The following is a 24,906-nucleotide window of genomic DNA, read 5'->3' as shown; positions in this document are numbered from 1 at the left end:
GGCCTGTCGAGTGTTGGATCGCGGCGAGCACGGGCGGCAGGCGTTACCAGCCGTCCGGAATGGGCATGGAATAGGTCAGCGGCTTTTCCGGCATCACTTCGTCCATGATGTCGGAGTAGCCGGACTCCTGTCCGACCAGATTCGGCTCGAAGCAGTAGCAATTGAACGTCTGCTGCAGGACGAGGTTGTTGCGGTCGTTGATCGCCGGCGGGTTTTCGTTGATCGCGATGAATGCGTCGTAAAGCGAGTTCCTGACGACGTACGCGTGCGCGGTGAGCGTCTCCACGGCCTTGACGATGTTCGGCGCGACGGGAATCGGCGGCGTGAAGTGATACGCGCCCAGGAACAGCATGTGCCAGTCGTCCGGCACTTGCGCGATGAACTCGGGAAAGCGCGCGGCGAAATCGGCGTCGAAGAACGCGTCGTCCTCGAAGATCAGGACTTCTCTCGCACCGGCGGCCTTCGCCTGTTTCACCGCGGCGAGATGGCTCATCGTGCAGCCGTAGTCCTGCGCACGCATATGGCTCAACGATTCCGGCACGCTCACCAGCCTTGCATCGACGGCAGGCAGCCGTTCCACCGTGAGGATGTTCTGCTCTGCGAATTTTCGTTGCATCGCTTCCCAGCGGTCGGGGCGCCGGTCCAGGTTGATGCAGACCTTGCGGGCAAAAGTATTGTCGATCGTCGGCGTTGATTTCATGAGGGCGTTTTTTCCAGAAACGAATTGACATGGGCGGCGAGGACACCGGCATGCGGATCGAGCAGCATGGTCAGGTGGTCGCCGGGGACGTCCGTCACCGCGACGGGGTGCGCCGAGAAGCGAGACCATCCCCAGGTCGCGTCCAGGCGAAGCTGCGCGATCTCGGACGACGGCGCGTAGTCGCCGGGATCGCGCTCGGTGCTGCGGAACAACGCGATCGGCACGGGCAGCGGGGTGGCGTGCGGCGCGTAGCGCGACTTGAAGTTGGCCTGATAGACGCGCAGGTAGGCGCGCAGGCGGTCGGACCCGGCGTCCGCGAACCAGCTGCCGCGGTCGCCGATCCGTTCGAGGATCAGGCCGGCCTGGCCGTCGGGATCGAGATGGACGAGGTCCGCTCGCGTCACCTGAAGGTCGGTCCCGAGGAAGGTGCCGATTTCGTAGGCGATCGCGACCAGCCATTCGGTGTCGTCCCAGTCCTGCCAGTAAGTGGCGGCCGAGCTGTCGATGGGCGCGGACGCGTCGAAGATCGCCAGCAATTTCACGTCGGCGCCCTTGGCGACCAGTTGCCGGCTCATTTCGAGCGCCACGTGCGCGCCGAACGAGTGGCCCGCCAGGTAGTACGGACCCGCGCCCACCAGCGGCCAGATGCGTTCGATATGACGGGCCGCGATGTCTTCCACGCGGGTGAGCGGCTCGCACGCGCCGTCGAGTCCGAGCGCTTCCAGCCCGTGAATCGCGTGAGCCCCGCTCAGGTGATTCGCGAGCGGGTGGAAGTAGACCACGTTCCCGCCGGCGCCCGGCAGCAGGAAGAGCGGCGCGGCGGGGCCGCCGTCGCGAATCGGCACGAGCCCGCCGGCGGGCGCGGACGGTTCTTTCGCGGCCAGCGCCGCCGCCAGTTTCTCGATCGTCGGATTCTCGAAGAGACAGGAAATCGGCAGCCGGCGATCGAACGCCTTCTCGACATGGGCCATCAGCTGGATCGCGATGATCGAGTGGCCGCCCAGGTCGAAATAGTTGTCGCTGACCGCGATGTCGTCTCTTTTGAAGATCCGCCGCCAGATCTCCAGCAACGTGCTTTCGTCCGCCGTATGCGCGACGGCGCGCGCCGCCGCGGCCGCACCGGCAGCGGCTTCGATGGCCGGCCCGGCCCCGCTGCGCGGCGCGCTCGGCCGGCCGTCGGCGGCCGGCGGATCGGCGAGCTGGCCGGTCAGCTCGCCCGGGTTCTCGGCGAATCGCTCGAGCAACGTGCGGAGGGTATCGAGCATCTGCCGCACGACATCCGGCGCGATGCGGTGTGCATCGTGCGAAATATGGAAGCCGATGCGCTCGTTCGGGTGCACGGTCAGGGTCAGCGGGTAGTTCGATTCCGCGAACGCGCGGGTGTCGAGGATCTCGATGTCGTCCGGTCCGAGATCGGGGGCGGCGGCAACCGGGAAGTTCTCGAAGACCAGCAGGCTGTCGAACAGACTGTCGCCGGCGGGCAGTTCGCTCCACGACTGGATATCGACCAGCGAGCTGTACGAATGCGGCTCCATCGCCGTCTGGGCTGCGTGGACCTCTGCCAGCCATTCGATGAACGGGCGCTCGGGCGCGATCCGCAGGCGCAGCGGCAGCGTGTTGATGAACAGCCCCACGATCGACTCGACGCCGTCGAGCATCGGCGGGCGACCGGACACGGTGACGCCGAAGACGACGTCGTCCGTTCCGGCGTGGCGCCGCAGCACCAACGCCCAGACCGCGCGGATCAGCACGTTGAGGGTGACGCGATGCGTGCGCGTGAGCGCTTGCAGCCGCGCGGCCAGCGCCTCGTCCAGCAGGAATTGCTGGGTCCGGCGCTTGTCCTGCCGCGCGGCGTCGCCGGTCGCCTGTCGGGCCGGACTGGCCGCGACCGGCGTGGCGGCCTTGAAGCCGGCCAGCTCGGCGCGCCACCAGGTTTCGTCGGCCGAGCGAGGATGACGCGCGAGCCAGTCGATGTACGCGCGGTATCCCGGCGCCGACGCCGCGACCGCGGGCATGCCGGTGCGGGCGAGCGACAGGTAGTCGTCGAACACCTCCTTCATCAGGGTCGCGGTGCTCCAGCCGTCGAGGATGATGTGGTGCGCGCTCCAGCAGAAGCGATGGCGCGTGTCCGTTTCCTGGATCAGCGTGCAGCGGAACAACGGCGCGCGCTGCAGATCGAAGCCGCGCTTCCGGTCGTCGGCGAGGAACGCATCGAAATCCTGCGCGCGGCGGGACGCATCGCGGTGCCGCCAGTCAAGGAACGTCCATGGCAGGTCGACCGTGTGCCGTACGGTCTGGACGGGATGGTCGCGATCGGCCCACGCGAACGCGGTGCGCAGCACGGCATGGCGCGCGAGCGCATTGGCCCACGCCTGCCGGAGCGCCGGCACCTGGAGCGGGCCGCTGACGACAAAGCTGAACTGCTGGAAATAGGCGGCAGGATCCAGGTCGTACAGCGAATGGAACAGGATGCCCTGCTGCAGCGACGAGAGCGGGTAGCTGTCCTCGATATCGTCCGCTGCGGTGTCGGGGACCGACGCCGCGAAGTCGAGCAACCGGTCCCTGAAGTGCGCGGCCAGGTTCTCGACCGTCTGCCGCCGGTGGAGCCGCTCGCCGTAGCGCCAGTCCACCTGGAGCTTGCCGTCGGCAACGGCCGCGACGATCTCGAAGGCATGCGTGCGCTGCGACCGCCCGGCGCGCAGCGAACCGAGGTCTTCGGCCGCCGGGCGCCAGCCATCGGATTGCCGCAATACGGTATCGAGCTGCCCGTGATAGTTGAAGAGGATATCGGCCTTCGGCAACGCGGCGAGACTGTCGCGCACGGCGGCGTCGGGGCTCAGGTAGCGGAGCAGCGAATAACCGAGACCGTCGGCCGGAATCCGGCGCAGCTGCTGCCGTGCGGCACGCAGCGCTTGCTCCGGCGCGTGCATCGCGTCGGCGTCGAGCACGACCGGGTAGATCGACGTGAACCAGCCCACCGTCCGGGTGAGGTCGAGCGGAGCATCCGACACGTGGCGGCCGTGACTCTCGAGATCGATCCGCGTGCGGGTGTTGCCCGTGACCATGCTGCAGGCTTGCGCGAGCGCGACGAGCAGGACGTCGTTGATGCGGGTGTCATAGGCGCGTGGCAGCCGGCGCAGCAACGCGGTGGTATCGGCTTCGTCCAGCTCGAATGAAACGGACGACGCGTCGTCGACTGCGTTGTTGGCCGCGCCCGCGCCTGGATAGTCAACCGGCATCGGCTCGACGGGCTGCGCGAGGAGGGCTTGCCACTGTCGCGCTTCGTCGCCGATGGCGGGCGACCGGGCCAGTTGCTGCAGATGCAACGCCCATTCGCGGAACGAAGTCGTCTTCCCGGGCAACGGCTGGCCGTGGTAAGCGGCATGCAGGTCCTCGAGGAGCACGCGCCATGACACGCCGTCCACCGCCAGGTGATGGATCGACACGAACAGGCGGGCGAGCGGCTCGTCGGCCAGGCAGAAGAGCCGGGCCGCCAGCAACGGGCCATGCGTGATGTCGATGCCGCGCTCCGCGTCAGCGGCGGCGGCACGCATCGCCGCCAGGCGCTCGCCTGCGTCGCCGGCGATCACCTGTTTCGCAAAGAGCGCCGGCATCTCGCCGCCGGCGACGACCTGCTGGGTCCAGCGGCCCGCATCGTGCGAGAAACGCAGTCGCAACGCATCGTGATGTTCGTAGACCTGCCGGAACGCGTCGGCCAGCCTCGATGCGTCGATATCCGCCGGCACCTGGATCAGGACCGTCTGGTTGTAGTGCGACGGCGCATCGATCTCCTGTTCGAAGAACCAGTGCTGCACCGGCGTGAGCGGCGCATCGCCCAGCGGGCTCAAGGTCGGCGCGCAGGCTGCCCGCTCCTCGGGCGCGGAGGCCAGTTGCGCGATCGTCTGATACTGGAACAGCTGCTTCGCCGTCACGCGCAGCCCTGCCTGATTGGCGCGCGCGATCACCTGGATGCTCAGGATCGAGTCGCCGCCGAGTTCGAAGAAATTGTCGTGGATGCCGACGGAAGGCAACTGCAGCACGTCTTGCCAGATCGACGCCAGCAGGATTTCCCGCGGCGTGACGGCAGGTGCGTGCGGCTGGGCCGCGTCGCCCCGATCCGCCGGAAGCGGCAGCGCCTTGCGGTTGATCTTGCCGTTGGGCAGCATCGGCAAGGATTCAAGGGCGACGAACTGCGACGGCACCATGTAGTCGGCGAGCTTGCCGCCCAGATAGCCGCGCAGATCGGCGATGTCCGGCGCGGCGGTCGCGACATAGGCGATCAGGAACGTTCGGGCTCCTTCGGTTTTCGCGATCACGACGCAGTCGTCGACCGACGGATGCGCGCGCAGCGCCGCCTCGATTTCACCGGGTTCGATGCGCAGGCCGCGCAGCTTGATCTGGTGATCGATGCGGCCGAGGAACTCGATGTTGCCGTCGGGCCGGTAGCGTGCGAGGTCGCCGGTGCGGTAGAGGCGCGCGAGCGGGTCGGCCGAGAACGGATCGGCGATGAACTTTTCGGCGCTCAGTTCGGGTTCGCCGTGGTAGCCGCGCCCGACCGGCGTGCCGCCGATCAGCAATTCGCCGGCCACGCCGATCGGCGTGGGCTGCATCTGCGCGTCGACGATGTAGAGGCGGGTGTTGGCGATGGGCCGGCCGATCGGGACGATGCGGTGCGGATCGTCGCGCCGGCATTCCCACGCGGTCACGTCGACGGCGGCCTCGGTGGGGCCGTAGAGGTTGTAGAGCTTGACGTCCAGCCGCTCGAGGCAGCGCTGCTGCAGGTCATGGGGCAAGGCTTCGCCGCTGCACACGACGCGGCGCAGCGACGCGCAGTGCGCGTCGAGGTCCGGATGATCGAGGAACGCGCGCAGCATCGACGGCACGAAATGGATCGTGGTGATGCGTTCGCGCTCGATGAGCTCGACCAGGTAGTCGGTCTCGCGCTGGCCGCCGGGGCGGGCGAACACGAGGCGCGCGCCGGTGACGAGCGGCCAGAAGAGTTCCCAGACCGAGACGTCGAAGCTGAACGGGGTCTTCTGCAGCACGGCATCGTCGGCGCCGAGCGCATAGGCGTGCTGCATCCAGAGGATGCGGTTGGTGATCGCGCGGTGGGTGTTGAGCGCGCCCTTGGGGCGGCCGGTCGAGCCGGACGTGTAGATCATGTAGGCGAGGTTGTCGCCGTTCAGCGCGGGCGCGGGGTTGGACGTCGCCGCGGCGTCGAGGTCGAGCGAGTCGCGATCGACGACGATCACGTGCGCGTCGGTGTCGGGCAGCGCGTCGTGCAGGTGCTGCTGGGTGAGGAGCCAGCGCAACTGCGCGTGGTCGATCATGAAGCGCACGCGCTCGGCGGGGTACTCGGGATCGACCGGAACATAAGCGCCGCCAGCCTTGAGGATCGCGAGCAGGGCAACGCTCATGTCGAGCGAACGCTCCATGGCGACGCCGACGAGTGCATCGGGGCCGACGCCGAGCGCGATGAGGTGGTGGGCGAGGCGGTTGGCGCGCAGGTTGAGTTCGGCGTAGGTGAGCGCGGCGTCATCGAAGCCGATCGCGACGGCATCGGGCGTGCGCTCGACCTGCTGCTCGAACAGGCGATGCAGCGGTTGTGCGGCGTCCTCGCCGAAATCCATGTCGGTGCGGTTCCACTCGACGGTCAGCAGGTTCCGCTCCGCGTCATTCGACAACGACAGCGCGCCGAGCGGCCGGTCCGGATCGGCGATCACGGCATCGACGAGCGTGCGGAAGTGCTCCGCCATGCGATCGATCGTGGCGGCGTCGAACAGATCCAGGTTGTATTCCAGCGAGCCCGCGAGGACGTCGTCGGCATCCTGAACATGAAGCGTGAGGTCGAACTTCGCGGTGTGGGTCTCCACCGCCACCGGCGTGGCCACGAGACCGGGGAAGCTCACTGCCCGGGGTTGCGCTTTCTCGTATGCGAACACGACCTGGAACACCGGCGTGCGGCCCAGGTTGCGTTCGGGCTCGAGCGAGTCCACCACCTGCTCGAACGGAATCTCCTGGCGGCTGTAGCCGTCCAGCGCGACGCGCTTCACGCGCGCCAGCAGGTCGCCGAAGGTCGGATTGCCCGACAGGTCCACGCGCAGCGCGAGCATGTTCGCGAAGAAGCCGATCAGCGGCTCGGTCATGCTGGAACGCCGATTGGCGATCGGGGAGCCGATGACGAGGTCCTGCTGGTTGCTGTATCGCGACAGGAGCAGCGCATACGCGGCGAGCACGACCATGAACGTGCTGGTGCCGGACGCACGGGCAATCGCGCGCAGGCCGTCGGCGCGCTCGCCGCTCAGCTGGAACGGCAGGACCGCGCCGCGGAACTGCTGGACGGCGGGCCGGGGGCGGTCGGTGGGCAGTTCGATCAGGTCCGGCGCGTCCGCCAGCGCGGCGCTCAGGAGCGCCAGCTCCCGATGCGTGTCGGCGGACGCCAGGCGCTCGTGCTGCCACACGGCGTAGTCCGCGTACTGCACGGCCAGTTCCGGCAGCGACTCGCCGGCATAGAGCGCGGCCAGTTCGCCGATGAGGATGCCTGACGACCATGCATCGGAAACGATGTGATGCATCACGATGCCGAAGACGTGCAGGCGCTCATGGACGCGATACAGCACGACGCGATAGAGCGGCCCGGCGGCGAGATCGAACGGGCGGTCGGCTTCCTCCGCGAGCAGCGCGAGCGTGTCGGATTCGCTGGCGACGTCGACGACGTCGAGCGCGACCGGCGCCGGCGGCGCAATGCGTTGAACCCCGCGGCCGTCGACGGCGGGAAACGTCGTGCGCAGGATCTCGTGACGCCGGCTGATCTCGGACACGGCAAACCGCAGGCGCGCGACGTCGAGTTCGCCTTCGAAGCGCAGCGCGCTCGAGATGTTGTAGGTGGCCGACGGGCCTTCCAGTTGCGCGAGGAACCACAGCCGCTGCTGCGGAAAGGACAGCGGCAGGTCGTTCGCGCGCGAGCGGGGCGGGATGGCGCCGGCCGTCGAGCCTGGGTGGGGCGACGACGCTTCGATCAGGTCGGACACCGCGCTGATGGTCTGGAGTTCGAAGATCGCGTCGATGCCGATCTCGACGGAGAAGCTGCTCCAGATCCGCGAGACCAGCTGCATGGCTTGCAGCGAATCGCCGCCGTAGTCGAAGAAGCGGCCGGCGAGATCGACGGCCGGATTGTCGAGCACGTCGCGCCAGATGCGCACCAGTTCGCGCTGAATCGGCGTGGCGTCGAGAGGGGCTTCCTCGGGCGCGGCGGCAGGCTCCAGGGCCAGGAGCGCCGGGCGATCCAGCTTGCCGTTGGCGTTGAGCGGGAATTCGGCGATCGGGATGATGTCGGACGGGACCATGTAGTCCGGCAGCTTCCCGGCCAGGTAGGCCCGCAGGTTCGGCACGCTCAGGCTCGCGGCGCCCTTGACGTAGGCCGCCAGCTTGCGCACCCCGTGGGCGGATTCGCGCAGCATGACCGCCGCGCCGACGACGTCCTCGTGCGCGGCGATCGCGGCCTCGATCTCGCCGAGTTCGACACGGTGCCCGCGGATCTTGACCTGGTGGTCGACGCGTCCGTAGCACTGGATACGTCCGTCGGGCAGCCACCGGCCGATGTCGCCGGTGCGATAGATGCGCGCTTCGCCGGGAAACGGATGCTCGACGAATTTCGCGGCGGTGACGTCGGGCCGCTGGTGGTAGCCGCGTGCAAGGCCGGCGCCGGCGAGGCAGATTTCCCCGGGCACGCCGAGCGGAACCGGCCGCAGCGCGTCGTCGAGCATGTACACCCGGGTGTCGGCGATGGGACGGCCGATCAGCACCGTGGGCGGCGCGTCCTCGACGCGCTCGACGATGCAGCCGACCGTCGCCTCGGTGGGGCCGTACTCGTTGTAGATTTCGATCGCGGGATCGATCTTGCGCAGCGTGGCGATGTGCTGGGGCGTCAGTTCCTCGCCGCCCACGATCACCTTGCGCACGCCGGAGCGTGCCAGGTTCATGTATTCCAGCAGGTGAATGTGGGTGGGCGTGAGCTTGATGGTGTCGACGCCGCTGCCGGGCTGGAACATCCGGGCCAGGATGGTGTCGATGCTTTCCGACTGCGGATAGATGCGCAGCGTCTTGCCGCGCACCAGCGGGCAGAAGATGTTGGTGAGCGTGAAGTCGAAGCAGAGCGAGCTGTACAGGCCGAAACTGCCGGTCGTGCTTTCCGGAAAGTAATACGCGGCGGCCCACGCGATGTAGTGGGCCAGGTTCCGGTGTTCGAGCAGGCAGCCTTTGGGTTTCCCGGTCGAGCCCGACGTGTAGAGCACGTAGGCCAGGTGCGCCGGTTCGGCACGGTGCGGCGGGTTGTCCGGCAGCGGCTGCCAGCCGGGGAGTTCCTGGTCCAGCAGCAGCGTCACGCCGGAGAATTCATACCACTGCGCGAGCTGACTCGACTGGGTCACCAGCAGCGACAGGCCCGTGTCGCCGAGGATGTGATTGATCCGCTCGGCCGGATACGCGGGGTCCAGCGGAACGAACGCCGCCCCTGCCTTCAGGATGCCGAGAATCGCGACGATCATCCATTCGGAACGGTCGAGCATGATGCCGACCAGCGATTCCGGCCCGACGCCGTGGTGTTCGCGCAAGTGATGCGCGAGGCTGTTGGCCCGGGCGTTCAGGTCGGCGTAGGTCATCAGCGAACTGTCGGTGACCAGGGCCGGCGCCGTCGGCGTGCGTGCGACCTGGGCTTCGAACATGGCGACGACCGTCGGGTGGCTGGGGCCGGCCGTCGCGGTTTCGTTGAACGCGGCCAGCAGCGGGCCCTGTTCCGGCGGGGCCGCTTCGATGTCGCCGACGGCGCCGTCGAGCTGTTCGAATGCCTCCAGCACCGCGGCGAGGCTGCCGGCGAAACCGTCGATGATGAAAGGCTCGATGGCCCCGCTGTAACGAAGCTCGATTTCGCCGCGCGCGAGCCGCAGGTGCAACTGCAGATCGTCGTCCCGACCGGTCGGTGCGTGGTGCACCCGGTCGTCCGCCAGCGCGACTTTCGTGAGCTGCGCGAGCGCCATGTCCTTTTCGTTGCGCACGAGCGTTTCCAGCGGGAATCGAGGCTCGGCGTAGCTGTCTTCCACGATCCCGGCCACGCGCGACAGGTAGTCCTCGATGCGCTCGTCGGGGCGGACCTCGATGATCAGCGGAACGATGGCGGCCCGGGCCGACGGATGCCCGGCCAGCCCCGGCGTGCCGAGCACCGTGACCGGAATCCGGAAGTATTTCCAGAGCAGGAACGCGATGCCCGCCGCCGCGACGGCGAATTCGGCAAGCTCGCCGTCGCCGATGCGCCGCAACAGGTCGAGCGACGCGGGCGTGAGCCGCACCGAGCGGGTCAGCGGGCGACCCGGCTGCTGGCTCGGGGCGTACGCCGCGATTCCGTAGACGCCGGCGACCCGCGAAAGGCTTTCGCGCCAGAAACGCGCGGTGGCTGCATAGCGATGGTCGGTGACCAGCACGTTATTGTCTTGCACAGGAAACTCCTTGAGACGTTTTGTTCACCTGAAACAACCTGAAGCAGCACGCACGGCGCGCGCCGCTCGAACCCCGGCGGGCGCGCATCACGTCTTCTCCTCGAGCGCGTCGTCGGCCGTGACCTCGGGCGCGCGCTTCAGGCGCAGGCCGACCCGGACTCGCGGGCCGGCGGCGGGCGCCTCGTCGGAGAGCGGGATGCGATCGACCGGCGTGGCCGGATCGCGACGGAAGACGTCGTGGATCGCGAGCAGTCGATCGCGCATCGCGGCGATGGTCGACGGGCGGAACAGGTGGGTGTTGTAGATGAACTGGATCAGGTGCCGGCCTTCGCTTTCCACGACCTGGAAGGACAGGTCGAACTTGGCCGTCGTGTCCGCCGGCGAGATGTCCGTGATGCGAAGGCCTGGCTGCGGCGCCGGCATCGACACGTGGTTCACCTGAATGTCGAAGATCGGGAAATGGTTCGCCGGCGTGCGGATCTTCAGGTCTTCCAGCAACACGTCGAACGGATAGGACGCATGCTCCAGCGCTTGCGCGGAGGCTTTCGCCGCCCCGTCGATCACCTCCGCGACCGTCGCGGATTTCCGCACCGGCACGCGCAGCACGACGGTGTTGAGGTACACGCCGACCTGCGATTCGAGCTGCTCGCTGTCGCGCCCGGCCGACACGCTGCCGATGACGATGTCCTCACGCCCCGTGTAGCGGTGCATCAGCACGCAGAACGACGCCAGCAGCACCGCGTGGAGCGACGTGCGGTGAGCGCGGGCCAGCGTCGCGAGTTCCGCCGCGTGCGGCTGCGGCAGTTCGACTTCGAGCGTCTGCCCGGCATGACCGAGCCGCTCGGGACGCGGGAAATCGGATGCCAGTTGCAGGCGGGGCAGCGGCGGCGCCAGTTGCTCGAGCCAGTACGCGCGATGCGCGGCGGCGCGCGGACCCGCGAGGCTCGCGTTGTGCCACGCGGCGTAGTCGCGATACTGGATCGACAGCGGCGGCAGGTCGCGCCCCGCATACAGCGCATGCAGGTCGTCGGTCAGCACGCGGATCGACCATGCATCCGAGATCACGTGGTGCATGTTCAGCAGCAACAGATGCTTCTCCTGCGACAGCCGGACCAGCTTGACGCGAAAGAGCGGGCCCGACGCGAGATCGAACGGCTGCTCGCATTCCGCGCGAATCAGCGCATCGATCGCTTGCGGCCCGGCATCGTCCGCGAGATCGCGCTGCTCGACCCGGAATCCGGACGCTTCGCGGCTGAGGACGCGTTGCCGCAACTCGCCTTCGATCATCGCGAACACGGTGCGCAGGCTCTCGTGGCGATCGACCAGCGTGTCGAATGCACGGACGAGGCGCGCCGTGTCGACGGCGCCGTCCAGCTGCAGCGCGCCCGCCATGTTGTACGTGGACGGATCCGCGCCGCGGCTGGCGAGCCAGATCCGCTTCTGTGCACGAGACACCGCGTAGGACGGTTGCGCGGCCAGCGCGGGGATGATCGCGTCGTCGTCGGCGGCGCCGTCGACGGGCATGGCAGCCAGCCTTCGTGCGAGCGCGCGCGGCGTCGGCGCATGGAAGATGTCGGCGACCGCGACGTCCAGTTTCAGTTCGCGCCGGATCCGGCTGACCATCTGGATCGCCTTGAGGCTTTGGCCGCCGTGCTCGAAGAAATCGTCGTCGACGCCGTTCGGCCGGCGGCCGAGCACCTCGGCGAAGAGGCGCAGCAGCGCCGCTTCGACCGGCGTCTGCGGATCGGCCCGCACGCCGTCGCGCACGGACGCGGCATCCGGCAGCGGCAGCGCGGCGCGGTTGATCTTGCCGTTCGGCATGACGGGCAGCGCCGGCAGCAGCATCACGGTGTCGGGCACCATGTGCGCCGGCAGCGTGTCGCGCAGTGCGTCGCGCACGCGCTGGGGCGTCCAGCCGGTTCCCGACGCGTAGCCGCACAGGGTCATTTCGGCGTCCGACGTTTCCCGGGCGACCACCACGGCGTGGGAAATGCCGGCAAGACTAGTCAGCGCGGCTTCGATTTCCCCGAGCTCGATGCGGTAGCCACGGACCTTGACCTGGAAGTCGCGGCGGCCGAAGAAGTGCAGATTGCCGTCCGCCCCGAAGCAGCCGATGTCGCCGGTGCGATACAGGCGCGCACCCGGTTCCGGACTGAACGGATCGTCGCGGAACACCGCCCGGGTGCGGGCTTCGTCGAACAGGTAGCCGCGCCCGACGCCGACGCCGCCGATGCAGATCTCGCCCTTGACGCCGGCCGGGCACGGATTCATGTCGGCATCCACGACGTAGAGGCGCAGGTTCTCGATCGGCCGGCCGATCGGAATCGCCGGCCCATCCGGCGCGCGCGTCAGGCAGTAATGCGCGACGGAGTCCGACGCTTCGGTCGGCCCGTAGGCGTTGATGAGCCGGACCGCCGGATTCAGGCGGAACCAGGCTTGCGCGGTGGCGGGCTGCAGCGTTTCGCCGATCGTCAGCAACGTGTCGAGGTGCGGGAAGGCCGGTGCCGCGTGCCGTTCCAGTTCGCCGAGAAAGGTCGCGAGATAGGACGGCACGAATTGCATCGCCGTGACGCGGTCGCGGTGCAGGCTGTCGATCAGGCGCGCGGGTTCGAGGATCACGGCATCGGGATAGATCACCGTCGTGCCGCCCGACGCCAGCGCCGCGAAGCACTGCCAGACCGAAATATCGGAGCAGTGCGAAGCGGTCTGGGCGACCGCGCTCTGCGCGCCGAGCCCGACCCGGCGCGCCATCGCGAGCACGTGATTGAGCATGCCGCGATGTTCGACCACCGCGCCCTTCGGCTGGCCGGTCGAACCCGACGTGAAGATCACGTAGGCGAGGTCCGCGGGCCGGCAGCGCGGCGTCACCGGCGCCGGCGCTTCGGCGCCGCGACGGTCGGGCAGGCGGGCGGGATCGACCAGCGGGATCGACGCCAGCGCCGGCGGCGGCACGCAGTCCGTCGTGACGATGACGGCCGGCCGCGCCAGTGTCAGGATGGTCTCGACCCGCTGGGCCGGGTAGGCCGGATCGACCGGCACGTACGCCGCGCCGCACTTCCAGATGGCCAGGATCGTTTCCAGCATCAGCGGCGAGCGCGGCATCCAGACGGCGATCCGGTCGTCCGGCTGCAGCGGCGCCGTCTGCAGAAGATGCGCGGCGATCCGGTTGGCGCCTTCGACGAGGTCACGGTAGGTGCGAACCTCCGTGCCGCAGCGAACCGCCACGCGCTCGGGATGCGCGGCGGCGACGGCCTCGATCAGTTCGGGCAGCGTCCGGTCGGACGGAACCGGCGCGAACGTGTCGTTCCAGCCGAGCAGGATGGCGTCCCGCTCGGCGGCAGCGAGAAGCGGCACGCTGCGGTTCGGGCGATCTTCCGCGCCGGCCAGGCCGGTGAGCAGGGTCTCGACATGGCGCAGCAGGCGGACGATCGTGTCGCGATCGAACCGGCCGTCGTCGTACAGCACCTGCAGCGACAGGCGCTTGCCCGGCGTCACGACCAGCGTCAGCGGGTAATTGTTCGGATCGGACACCTCGAATGCGCCGATCCGCAGGCCGGGCAGCGCATCGGCCAGCGCTTCTTCCACCGGATAATTCTGGAAGATGAGCAGGCTTTCGAAGAGCGGCACGCCGGGTGGCAGGCCGGCGAATTTCTGGATGTCGGCCAGCGGATAGTGCGCATAGTCCTCCTGCTGCGCGAGATCCATCTGCAATTGCGCCAGCCACGCTGACGTCGGGCGTGCGTCGATGCGCACCCGCACCGGCAGCGTGTTGATGAACAGCCCGACCATTTCGTCGGATGCCGGCAGCGACGCCGGGCGGCCGGAAACGATCGTGCCGAACACGACGTCCGATTCGCCGCTGTAGCGGCTCAGCAACTGCGCCCATGCGCCCTGCGCGAGCGTGTTCAGGGTGAGGCGGCGGGATTGCGCGAACGCGACGAGCCGTTGCGTGTCGCTTTCGGAGAGCAGCAGCGGCTCTTCCACGTAGGCGCCCGGCGCGGCCGTGCCGTCGAGTTCGGGGCGGCCCAGCACGAGCGGCGTCGTCGCCGGGAAATCCGCCAGCTTCGTCTTCCAGAAACGTTGCGCGGCGGCGGCGTCCTGGCGTGCCAGCCAGCGCACGTAACCGGCGAAGGCGGGCGGCGCGTCCCGCTGCGGCGCACCTTCGGCCGGCGGCGCCTGATAGGCGGCGGCCACGTCGCTCAGCAGCCGGGCGGAGCTCCACCCGTCGAGCAGGATGTGGTGATGGCTCCAATGGAAGCGCCATGCGTGCTCGCCCACGCGGAACAGCGCGAGCCGCATCAGCGGCGCGCGGGTAAAGTCGAAGCCGCGCGCCCGGTCTTGCGCCACGTAGGCTTCCCAGCGCTGTTCGGCCTCCGCGGCGGACGCCGCGCGCAGATCCTCGTCGTGCCACGGCAAGTCGATCCGGCGATGCACGACCTGCACGGGGCTTTCGATGTCTTCCCAGTGAAACGACGTACGCAGGATGTCGTGCCGGTGCGCCACGGTCTCCCACGCGCGGCGGAACCGTTCGACGTCGAGCGCCCCGTCGATACGGAAATTCAGGCTGCTGAAGTATGCATCCGACGCGGGTTCGTACAGGCTGTGGAACAGCATGCCCTGCTGGGTCGGCGTCAGCGGGTAGACGTCGGCGATCTCGTCCGGCCTCACCGACGCCGGCGCCTGCGGCAAGGCAGTCGCGGGCCGGGTCGATGCGGACGGGACAGCGTGGCCGGCGACCAGGGTTTCGAGCGCCGCGATGTAGGCTTGCGCGACGCGCAGGATGGTGTCCGTGTCGTGGCAGGCCCGGCTGAATTCCCACGCAACGTGCAGGCGGTTGCCGGTCACGTACGCGTTGATGTCGAGCAGGTGCTCGCGCAGCTGGTTCGCATGGCGGCCGTCACCGCTCGGCTCCGCGGCCTGTTTCCAGTCGCGTGCGGCGGTGAACAGCTGGTCGGTCTGCCCCAGGTAGTTGAACTGCAGTCGCGGCTGCGGAAGCGGGCCGTCGAGCCGGTCCTGCAGCAGGCCGCAGGTGATGCCCGCGTTCGGCACCGCGCGCAGCCGCGTCCTGACCGATGCGACGAGGCTGGCCGGATCGTGCGAACCGGCATCGACCGTCAGCAAGACCGGGAAAACCGACGTAAACCAGCCCACCGTGCGCGAGATGTCGAGCGCGTCGATCAGTTCCTCGCGCCCGTGCGCTTCGAGATCCAGCAGCACGTCGGCGCATCCGCTCCAGTCGCTGACGGCACGCGCGAGCGCGGCGAGCAGCACGTCGTTGACCTGCGCGTCGTAGGCACGGGGCGCGGCGCCCAGCAAGGCCGTCGTCGCGGCTTCGCCCAGCTCGACCACGATCGTTTCGGCGGACGACACGGTATTGGCGTCGGCAGGCGCATCGCGATCGAGCGGCAGGCCGGGCAGGGCGGCACGCGCGAGGGCCTGCCAATGGGCGAGGTCGGCGTCGGCGGCGCCGGAGCCGGCCCAGGTCGAGATCGCCCGGGTCCATGCGGTCCATGTCGCGCTGCCGCCCGCGAATTCGGGCGCCTTGCCGTTGCGCAGCCGGGTATAGGCGTCGTACACGGTTTCGAGCAGCGCGCCCCACGACACGCCGTCGACGACCAGATGATGGGCGACCAGCAGCAGGCGGAGCGAGCGGCCTTCGTCGACGCGGAACAGGTCCGCGCGCACGACGGGGCCGTCCGCGAGATTCAGGCTCGCATGCGACTGCGCGACGTACTGCGCGAGCTGATCGTGCGCAATGTCGGACACGACGACGGGGATCTCCGGGTCGTCGACGACTTCCTGGGTCCAGCCGCTCTCGCCCTCGCGAAAGCGCAGCCGCAGCGCGTCATGCCATTTGACCGCGTGCCGCAGCGCCTGGCGCAGCAAGACCGGATCGAGGTCGGCCGGCACGTCGAGCAGGACCGCCTGGTTGTACTGGTCCGGGTCGTGCTTGCCCTGCGCGAAGAAACGCTTCTGGATGGGCGTCAGCGGCAGCGGGCCGGACGATGCGACGAACGCCGCCGCGCCGACCGTGCCGCGCGTCGCCACGGCGGCGAGTTCGGCCACCGTCGGATGCTGGAAGATGAGCCGGGTGGTGAGCTTCAGGCCCGCCTTCGCGGCCAGCGACACGATGCGCATGCTCAGAATCGAATCGCCGCCCAGCGCGAAGAGGTTGTCGTGGATGCCGGGCGACGGAATGCCCAGCGCTTCGCCCCAGATGCGGCACAGCAGCGTCTCGGTAGGCGTGCGGGGCGGCGTTGGCGCGTGTGCCGTGGCGGCGAGTCGCGCGCGATCCAGCGGCGGCAGCGCGTTGCGGTCGATCTTGCCGTTGCCGCTCAGCGGCAGCGTGTCGAGCACCACGTAGATGCCGGGAACCATGTAGTCCGGCAGCGTGGCGGACAACGCGGCGGCGATCCCGGCGTCGCTCAGCGACGCGCCGTCGCGGAACGCGACGTACGCGCACAGCGCGGCGCGGCCGGCCTCGTCGCGATAGTCGAGCGCGGCGGCCTGGCGGATTTCCGGAATGGCGGCCAGCGCGTTGTCGATCTCCCCGAGCTCGATGCGGTAGCCGCGGATCTTCAGCTGGTGGTCCTTGCGGCCGTGCAGCACGATCGTTCCGTCGGGCAGGTAGCAGCCGATGTCGCGGGTGCGGTACAGGCGGACGCCGCGCTGAGGATGGAACGGATCCTCGACGAACGCGTCCTGCGTGGCGGCTTCATTGTTCAGATAGCCGCGACCGACGGCGACGCCGGACACGCACAGCTCGCCGGGAATCCCGATCGGGCACAGGTTCATCTGCGGGTCGACGACGTAGAGGCGAACGTTGCGGATCGGCTTGCCGACCGGTACGTAAGGCGTGGACGGCGCGCCCGTCATGCGGTGCTGTGCGACGTCGTCGGACGCTTCGGCCGGGCCGTACGCGTTCACCAGCGGGATCGCCGGGAACACGTCGAACCACTGCTTCACCAGGGCCGGGCTGACCATCTCGCCGGTGACGAGCAGGTGCCGCAGGTGCCGCATCGTCGCCGGCCGTTCCGACGCGCGCTCGAGCACGGCGGACAGATAGGACGGCACCAGTTCGAGGATGCTGATCCGGGTGGTTTCCAGGTACGCGATGAAACGCGCGGGATCGCGAATGCAGTCGTCCTCGACGATCACGGTCTTGCCGCCGACGAGCGGCGCCGTGAAAAATTGCCAGACAGAAATATCGAAGCAATGCGGCGCGGTTTGCGCGATCACCGACGACGCCGAGATCGAGAACTCGTCGATCTCGGCGAGCATGTGGTTCAGCATGCCGGCGTGCTCGACCATCGCGCCTTTGGGCTTGCCGGTGGAGCCGGACGTGTAGATCACGTAGGCGAGGCTGTCGGGCGACACGGGGCGGCCGGGATTGGAGTCGTCGACGGCGTCGGTGGCGGCGTCGAGCGATACGACCGGCGCGATCCCGGCCAGCTCCAGGGGCAGGAGCCCGTCGCAGGTGATCACGAGGGCGGTGCCGGAATCCTCGAGGATGGTGCGGATGCGGGCCACCGGATAATTCGGGTCGACCGGAATGTAGGCGGCGCCGCACTTCCAGACCGCGAGGATCGCCTCCATCAGCTGGGCGGACCGGTGCATGCATATCGCGACCAGCGCGTCCGGGCCCAGGTCGGCGGCGGCCAGCAGGCGGTGCGCGATGCGGTTGGCGCGCGCGTTCAGTTCGCCCGCGCTCAGGACGCCGTCCCGGTACTCGACCGCGGGCCGCTCGGGGTGGTCCGCGGCGGCCTGCTCCAGGCGATGCACCACGGTGAGCGCGGCGTCGAACGGCACGGCGGTGTCGTTGAAGGTCTCCAGCAACTGCCGGCGTTCCGCGTCGGGCAAGATCGGCACGCGGCCGAGCAGCCGGTTCGGATCGGCCGCGAACGCGTCGAGCGTCGCGGCCACGTGGCCCAGCATCCGCTGCATCGTGTCTTCATCGAAGCGCCGCGGGTCGAACGACAGTTCCATCTTCCAGTCGTCGCGCGCCGTCACCACGAATTCGAGCGGAATGTCGGCGCGGTTGTAGAGCTGCACCTCGTCGACCGCCAGCCCGTGCGCGCCATGCGTAAGCGACGCGTCGAGCGGGTAATTCATGAACGTGATGTTGCTCTCGAACAGCGGCGCCGTCGGCGGCACGTCGCTGCAGCGCTGAATGTCGGGCAACGGGGTGTGCTCGAACGGCGCGCGGGCGGCCACGCGCGCCTGGATCATCTTCAGCCACGGCACCAGCGGCTGCCTCGGGTCGACCCGCACCCGCACCGGCACCGTATTGATGAACAGGCCGAGCATGGTTTCGATCCCCGGCAGGTTGGCGCCCCGCCCGGATACGACGGCGCCGAACACCACGTCGGTTTCCCCGCTGTAACGCGACAGCACGAGCGCCCACGCCGCTTGCGCGAGGGTATTGAGGGTGACGTGATGGCGGGCCGCGAATTGCCGCAGGCGCGCGCTCAGGTCGGCCGACAGGTCGGCCTGCACTTGCGCGAGGCCCTGGCCGAAGCGTTCGTCCGCGCCCGCGCGCGCGGCCGTGGGCAGCGGGGTCGGCGTGCGGAACCCTTCGAGATAGCGCGTCCAGTATTGCTGCGCGGCTTGCGGCTCGTGCTGCTGCAGCCACTGGATATAGTCGCGATAGGGGCGCACCGGCGGGAGCGCCGGCGGCACGCCGCGCACGAGCGCGCCATAGACCTCGAAGATCTCCTCGATGACGAGCGACAGGCACCAGCCATCGGCCAGGATGTGATGGTGGCTCCAGCTGAACAGGTAGGCGTCGGCGGCGACGCGCACCAGGCGACAACGCACGAGCGGCGCGCGATCGAGCGCGAAGCCCTCGGCCAGGTCGTTGTCGAGATGCGCGCGCCACCGTGTGCGCTGTTCGTGTTCCGGCAGGTCGAGCCAGTCGTCCTGCACCCATGGCAGCGTGGCGTGCGCATGCACGACCTGCATCGGCTTGTCGAACTCCTCCCAATGGAACGACGTGCGCATCACCGGATGCCGATCGATGAGCTGCTGCCACGCGGCATGAAACAGCGCGGGATCGAGGCTGCCGGTGATCCGGCAACTGAGCTGGTTGAAGCTGCTTCTCGAGCCGGGCTCGTGCACGGCATGAAAGAGCATCCCCTCCTGCATCGGGGAGAGCTCGTAGATATCGGCGATGGTGGGGGATGTCACGATTTGATCCTTGAGACAAGGGCGTCCAGCGCTTCCTGGCTGATGCGCGCGGCCGGAAAGTCCGACGGGCTCAGCGCGCGCGGGCCGTCGCCGCTGGCCGCGACGATCGACAGCAGGCGGCTGCGGTAGCACTGCGTCAGCTGTTCGATGACGCCGGGTGCGCAGGCCTCGCGGTTGTAGTGCCAGGTCAGGCGCAGACGGCCGTCGAACACCATCCCGTCGATCTCGAACAGATGGCCGCGACGTGCGCGCGGGCTGTGCTCGGGGCTCTGGAAGTCGAGCACCGGCTTCCAGCCCGTGTCGTCTGGCAGCACGCGATCGACCTGGCCGAGATAGTTGAAGCGCACCGGCGCCGGCGGCTGCCGTTCGAGCGCCGCCGCGATGCCAGCGTCGTGGCCGAGGTAGCGGGCGATGCCGTAGCCGAGCCCGCGCATCGGTACCGCCCGCAGCTGCTCCTTGACGTGGCGCAGCGCGTCGACCGCCACGGTGGCGTCGCCGGCGTTCAGGCACACCGGATAGTGGGTGGTGAACCAGCCGATCGTGCGCGACGTATCGACGCCGTCGAAAATGTCCTCGCGGCCGTGGCCTTCGAGATCGACGACCAGCGACGCGTTGCCGGTCCAGTCGCCGAACGCGAGCAGCAGAGCCGTCAGCAGGACTTCGTTGATCTGCGTGTTGAACGCACGCGGCACATCCTGCAACAGCGCGAGTGTCTGCTGCGCATCGAACTCGACGATCGTCGAGCCCGCTTCGGCGACGGTGCCGGCCGGCATGTCGTCGAAGCACGCCGGCTCGCCGGCGTTGCCCTGGAGCCAGTAGTCCGGCCCCAGGCCGTCGAGCGCGGTCGCGCCGAGTCCGGACAGGCGCGTCGACCAGTCGCGCCAGGCCGTCGTCCTGGCCGGGAGCTGTACCGCGTGGCCCGCTTCGAGCTGGCGACATGCGGCGTACAGGTCTTCGAACAGGATGCGCCACGACACGCCGTCGATCACCAGGTGATGCGCGACCACGAGCAGGCGCTGCGGCGCGTCGGGACCGAACTGGAACAGGTGCGCGCGCAGCAGCGGCGGCGCCGACAGCGTGAAGCTTTCCTGCATGCCGGTGGCGGTCGCGAGCATCGCGGCCTGCCGTGCGGCAGGCGCCGCGTCCGCCAGCGACGTGACGCCGAGCGGAATGGCCAGCGGCGGCGCGGCATGCGATTGCTGCCACACGCCGGCGACGCACGCGAAACTCAGCCGCAGCGCGTCGTGATGCGTCGCGACGGCCGCCAGCGCGCGCTCGATCGTGTCCGGCCGCAGCGATGCGGGCACCTCGATCATCGTCGACTGGTTGTAGTGGTGCGGATCGGCGACGTCTTGCGCGAAGAACCAGTGCTGGATCGGCGTCAGCGGGGCGGGGCCGACCACCGGCTCCTGCGCGATCCGGATCGACGGCGCCTCCGTCGCGACCTGGGCGAGCTCGGCGATGGTCGGGTGTGCGAAGAACTGGTCGGCGGTGAACTTGAGCCCGACCTGCTGGGCCAGCGACATCACCTGGATGATCAGGATCGAGTCGCCGCCCAGTTCGAAGAAATTGTCGTGCACGCCGATCGGCTCGCGGCCCAGCACGTCGCACCAGATCCTGCCCAGGCGCGCCTCGACGTCGTTGGCCGGTGCGACGTAGGCGGTTTCGCTCGGCGCGGGCGCCAGTTCCAGCGCGGCGAGCGCCTTGCGGTCGGGCTTGCCGTTCGGCGTCAGCGGCAGGCGTTCGAGCGTCACGATCGACGCCGGCACCATGAACTCGGGCAGACGTTCCTTCAGGTGTTCCCGCAGGCCGGCGACGCCGGCCGTCGCCGTCGCGACGCAGGCCACCAACTGCTTGTGCTGCGGCGTGTCCTCGCGCACGAACACGACCGCGTCGGCGACGCCGGCGTGCTGCCTGAGCGCCGCCTCGATCTCGCCCATTTCGATCCGGTAGCCGCGAATCTTCACCTGCGTGTCGCGCCGCCCGGTGACCTCCAGGTTGCCGTCCGGCAGCCAGACGCCGAGGTCGCCGGTGCGATAGAGGCGCTCGCCCGCCTCGAACGGATGGTCGACGAACGCGGCGGCCGTCAGGTCGTCGCGGCCGACATAGCCGCGCGCCAGTGCGATGCCGGACACGCAGATCTCGCCCGCGCAACCCTCGGGGGCCAGCGCCCCGTGCTCGTCGAGCAGGTACAGGTGCGTGTTGTGGATCGGGCGGCCCACCGGCAGACGGGCGCCGTAGGTGATGGCCGGGTCGACCACGTAGTCCGCGATGCACACGGTTGCCTCGGTCGGGCCGTACGAGTTGTGGCACGTGCGGGTCCGGGCCAGCTCGCGCAGATCCGCCACGCGAGCGCTGTCGCCCGCGCTGATGACCCGTTTCACGGCGCCGAGCGCATGCCAGTCGAGCGCGGCAAGGTAGGCCGGCGTCGCGTTGACGGTGGTGACGCCCTGCTGCGCGATGTAGTCGACGAAACGCGGCACGTCCCGGATCACGGCGGTCTTTGCCAGCACCAGGCGGGCGCCCGCGAGCAGCGTGACGAAGATTTCCATGATCGAGCCGTCGAAGCCCGGGGAGTAGAACTGGACGAAGCGGTCGGCGGCATCGAAACCGAATGCGTCCACGTGGTACTGCGCCATGTTCAGGAGCCCTGCGTGTTCGAGCACGACGCCCTTGGGCACACCCGTGGAGCCGGACGTGTAGATGATGTACGCCGCGTCGTCCGGCCGCACCTCGACCTGCGCCGATGCCGACGCGGGTGCCAGCGTGTCGAGCTGGAAGTCGAGGGCGAACATCGGGATCGCCCAGAAATCGGCGAGCAACGGCAGGTGCTCCGAGTGCGTCAGCAGCGCCTTGACCTTCGCGTCCTCGATCATGAAGCGCAGGCGCTCCCGCGGAAATTCCGGGTCGAGCGGCAGATACACCGCGCCCGCCTTGAGGGCGCCGAGCATGCCGACGATCCAGCGCTCGGAACGGTCGGCCACCACGCCCACCACGTCGCCGCGTTCGATCGCGTATTCCGCGAGCAGGAAGCTCGCCAGCCGGGACGCCTGGTCGTCGAGTTCGGCATAGGTCAGCGATGCGTCGGCGGTCACCACCGCGACGCTGTCCGGCGCGGCCGCGACCCGTTGCGCGAACTGCTCCAGGAAGGTGCCCTGTACCGCGACGGGCGCCGCATGCGAACGCAGGCGCGCGCGCTCTTCGTCGTCGAGCAGCGAGACGGTATCGAGCGGCGCATCCAGTGCGCCGAAGCCGGCCACGACGTTGCGCAGGTGCCGTGCGACATGCTGGAGATAGTGCAGCGTGAACACCGTCGGCCGGCCCGTCAGCACGATCTCGTAGCGCTCCCGATGCCGGATCTCGATCGACAGGTCGTAGTCGGCCGCTGCCCAGGCTTCGTGAAGGCCGTCGAAGCGCACGCCGACGTTGGTCGCGCGCCGTTCGCCATGCAGCTTGTGCGCGAGGGCGGCGATCGGGAAATCCTGGTACGAATAGCTGCGCTGCACGCTGTCGCGCAGCTGGTTCAGGTACGCGCGAACCGTGGGGCCGGGCTCGTCGGCGTCGAGCAGCGGGACGGGCTCGGCGCAGCCGCTCGCGGGTTCGACGATCAGCTGCGGCGACGCCACGAACAGGCCGGCCGCGCCGTTGTAGCGCCCCAGCACGCGGAACAGCGCGGCCAGCAGCACGACGAACGCGCCCAGCTCGTTGCCGGCGGCGAGCCGCTCCAGCACCTGCGCCGCGTCGCCGTCGAGCGCGAACGTCAGGGCCGGCTCGGGGCCGAGCGGCAGCGCATACGCCTGCCACGCCTGCTGAAGGCGGAAATCTTCATCGATGCGACCGAGCGCGTCGTTCCAGAACGCCACGTGTTCCTGGTATTGCCCGCTGGTCGAGAGCGCGTTGAGATTCAGTTCTGACAAAGCACGATCTCCCTCGTCGCGTACAGGATTTCGGAAGCGATGCCCTTGGCCTTGCAGTGCGCGACGAACTGGGTGGACTGGATGTGGCTGGGCGAGTTTTCGTCGAAGGTGTTGTCGAGGAGGTGGTTCAGCCAGGGCTCCTGACCCATCGCATAGACATACGCCGCGTTGAACGCGAAATCGTCCACCAGCGCGGCGGCCTCGCCGAACTGGCAGCCGCGCGCCCGGCGTGATTGATCGATGTCGCGCGGCAGCGCCTTGGGAAACAGCGGGCCGTAGACCCATGACGGCGGCGCGCCTTCGGTTTCCATCCCGACGAACAGCGTGTCCGGCTTGCCGGCGACGCGGAAGACATGCTCGTAGAGGCGCGGGTCCAGGTTGCACGAATCGGCGATGCACAGCACCGAGCGCGAGCCGAAGCGGATCATGAAGCTCTGCTTGCTGTGGATCGCCAGGTCGTTGTGTTCGCCCATGAACGGAATGGCGGTGATGGCGCCGCCGGGCACCTTGATTTCCTGCGCATCCCGAACTTCCAGCACGTCGTCGAAGCCGAGCTTGCGCAACGCCAGCTCCATCGACGGATCTTGCGGAAAGCCGTCGAGATTCCTGCCGACCACCACGGTCTTGACCTTGTGGCGAAGCTGCAGCAGCGTTTCGAGGACGATGTGATCGTGATGGCTGTGCGTGATCAGCACGTAGTCGATCTGATCCGGCAGGTCGGCGAACGTATAGCGCGGCAGCGCGGTGTCGTAGCCGTAGCTGATCACCGGATCGATCAGGATGCTCACGCCCCGGCTCTGGATCAGCACGCACGCGTGGCCGTAGTAGCGGATGCGGATGTCGTCGCCGTCGAACGAACGATCCGGTTTCGGCGCCGGCGCCTCCTCGACGAAGAACGAGCGGAACAGCGGCTCGTCCTTCTCCTCCACGCGCATCAGGTCGACGATCTTCGCGTAGCTGCCGGGCGTGTCGCGCATGCGGAACAGCGCGTCGAGCGCGCGGTCGTCGAAGGCCATGTTGCTGAACACCGTGCGCTCGTCGCGGAGCCGGGGCGTGCTGAGGATGAACGGCCGCGGCGTGTGCTCCTCGATCGCCGACAGCGCGATGCTCTGCGCATCGCGCGCATAGAACGGGCTCGCGTACAGCAAGCTTTCGAACACCCGGAAGGACGGGTTGTGGTTCAGGTCGTAGTAGATCTCGACATAGCCCTTCAGCACCTCCGGAATCTCGGGGTAGAGCGGGTCCGACGCCATCCCCGTGGCCCGTTCCAGCAGTAGCGTGGAGAACGCCTTGTATGCCTTCGCCAGTTCCAGTTGCCGGGTCGCGCGTTGGGTGGTCTGCTCGATCAGCGCGCGGATTTCGTCGACGCGCTGGCCGCCCAGGTCGAGGAACGGCCCGCCGCGCATCGCGGGATCCTTGCAGGCCGCCGCATGCATCATCGGCGATGCGGCATAGGACTTCAGCAGCGGCAGGAACCGCTCCGCCACGTTGAGGGCGGCGGTCAACGGCGGAAGCGTGTGATACCACGCGTACCAGCTGTTGATCAGCGGTTCGAACTGGATGTTTTGGCGCAGGTAGACCTGCGTGCTGGACGAAATAGTCAACGAAGGCT

Annotated in this window: 5 protein-coding genes; all 5 read right to left on the bottom strand. The window is 68.7% G+C overall.

The window, feature by feature from the left end; all coding sequences use genetic code 11:
* Nucleotides 1-43 precede the first annotated feature (43 nt).
* Entirely contained in the window at nucleotides 44-700 is a 657-nt protein-coding gene (locus C5O79_RS01450; protein WP_047853140.1) for a glycosyltransferase family 25 protein, read from the bottom strand.
* Entirely contained in the window at nucleotides 697-10,191 is a 9,495-nt protein-coding gene (locus C5O79_RS01445) for a non-ribosomal peptide synthetase (protein WP_131931067.1), read from the bottom strand. The genes C5O79_RS01450 and C5O79_RS01445 overlap by 4 nt, the downstream gene beginning before the upstream one ends.
* 87 nt (nucleotides 10,192-10,278) lie before the next feature.
* Nucleotides 10,279-19,377: a non-ribosomal peptide synthetase gene (locus C5O79_RS01440; RefSeq protein WP_131931066.1), complete on the bottom strand. Its 9,099-nt coding sequence runs from the start codon at nucleotides 19,375-19,377 to the stop codon at nucleotides 10,279-10,281.
* The gene (locus C5O79_RS01435; protein ID WP_131931065.1) at nucleotides 19,374-23,294 is read right to left on the bottom strand and encodes a non-ribosomal peptide synthetase; all 3,921 of its coding nucleotides are present in this window, start codon (nucleotides 23,292-23,294) and stop codon (nucleotides 19,374-19,376) included. Before C5O79_RS01435 ends, C5O79_RS01440 begins: the two co-directional genes overlap by 4 nt.
* The gene (locus C5O79_RS01430) at nucleotides 23,282-24,898 is read right to left on the bottom strand and encodes an MBL fold metallo-hydrolase (protein WP_122478242.1); all 1,617 of its coding nucleotides are present in this window, start codon (nucleotides 24,896-24,898) and stop codon (nucleotides 23,282-23,284) included. Before C5O79_RS01430 ends, C5O79_RS01435 begins: the two co-directional genes overlap by 13 nt.
* Between the last annotated feature and the right edge of the window lie 8 nt (nucleotides 24,899-24,906).

This window comes from Burkholderia sp. SRS-25, from assembly GCF_004343765.1.
Taxonomy (GTDB): domain Bacteria; phylum Pseudomonadota; class Gammaproteobacteria; order Burkholderiales; family Burkholderiaceae; genus Burkholderia; species Burkholderia contaminans.
This window is presented reverse-complemented; position numbering and strand designations above follow the sequence as displayed.

Coding starts and splice junctions, on each gene's coding strand:
- C5O79_RS01450 (WP_047853140.1), bottom strand. CDS start 700: ATGAAATCAACGCCGACGATCGACAATACTTTTGCCCGCAAGGTCTGC.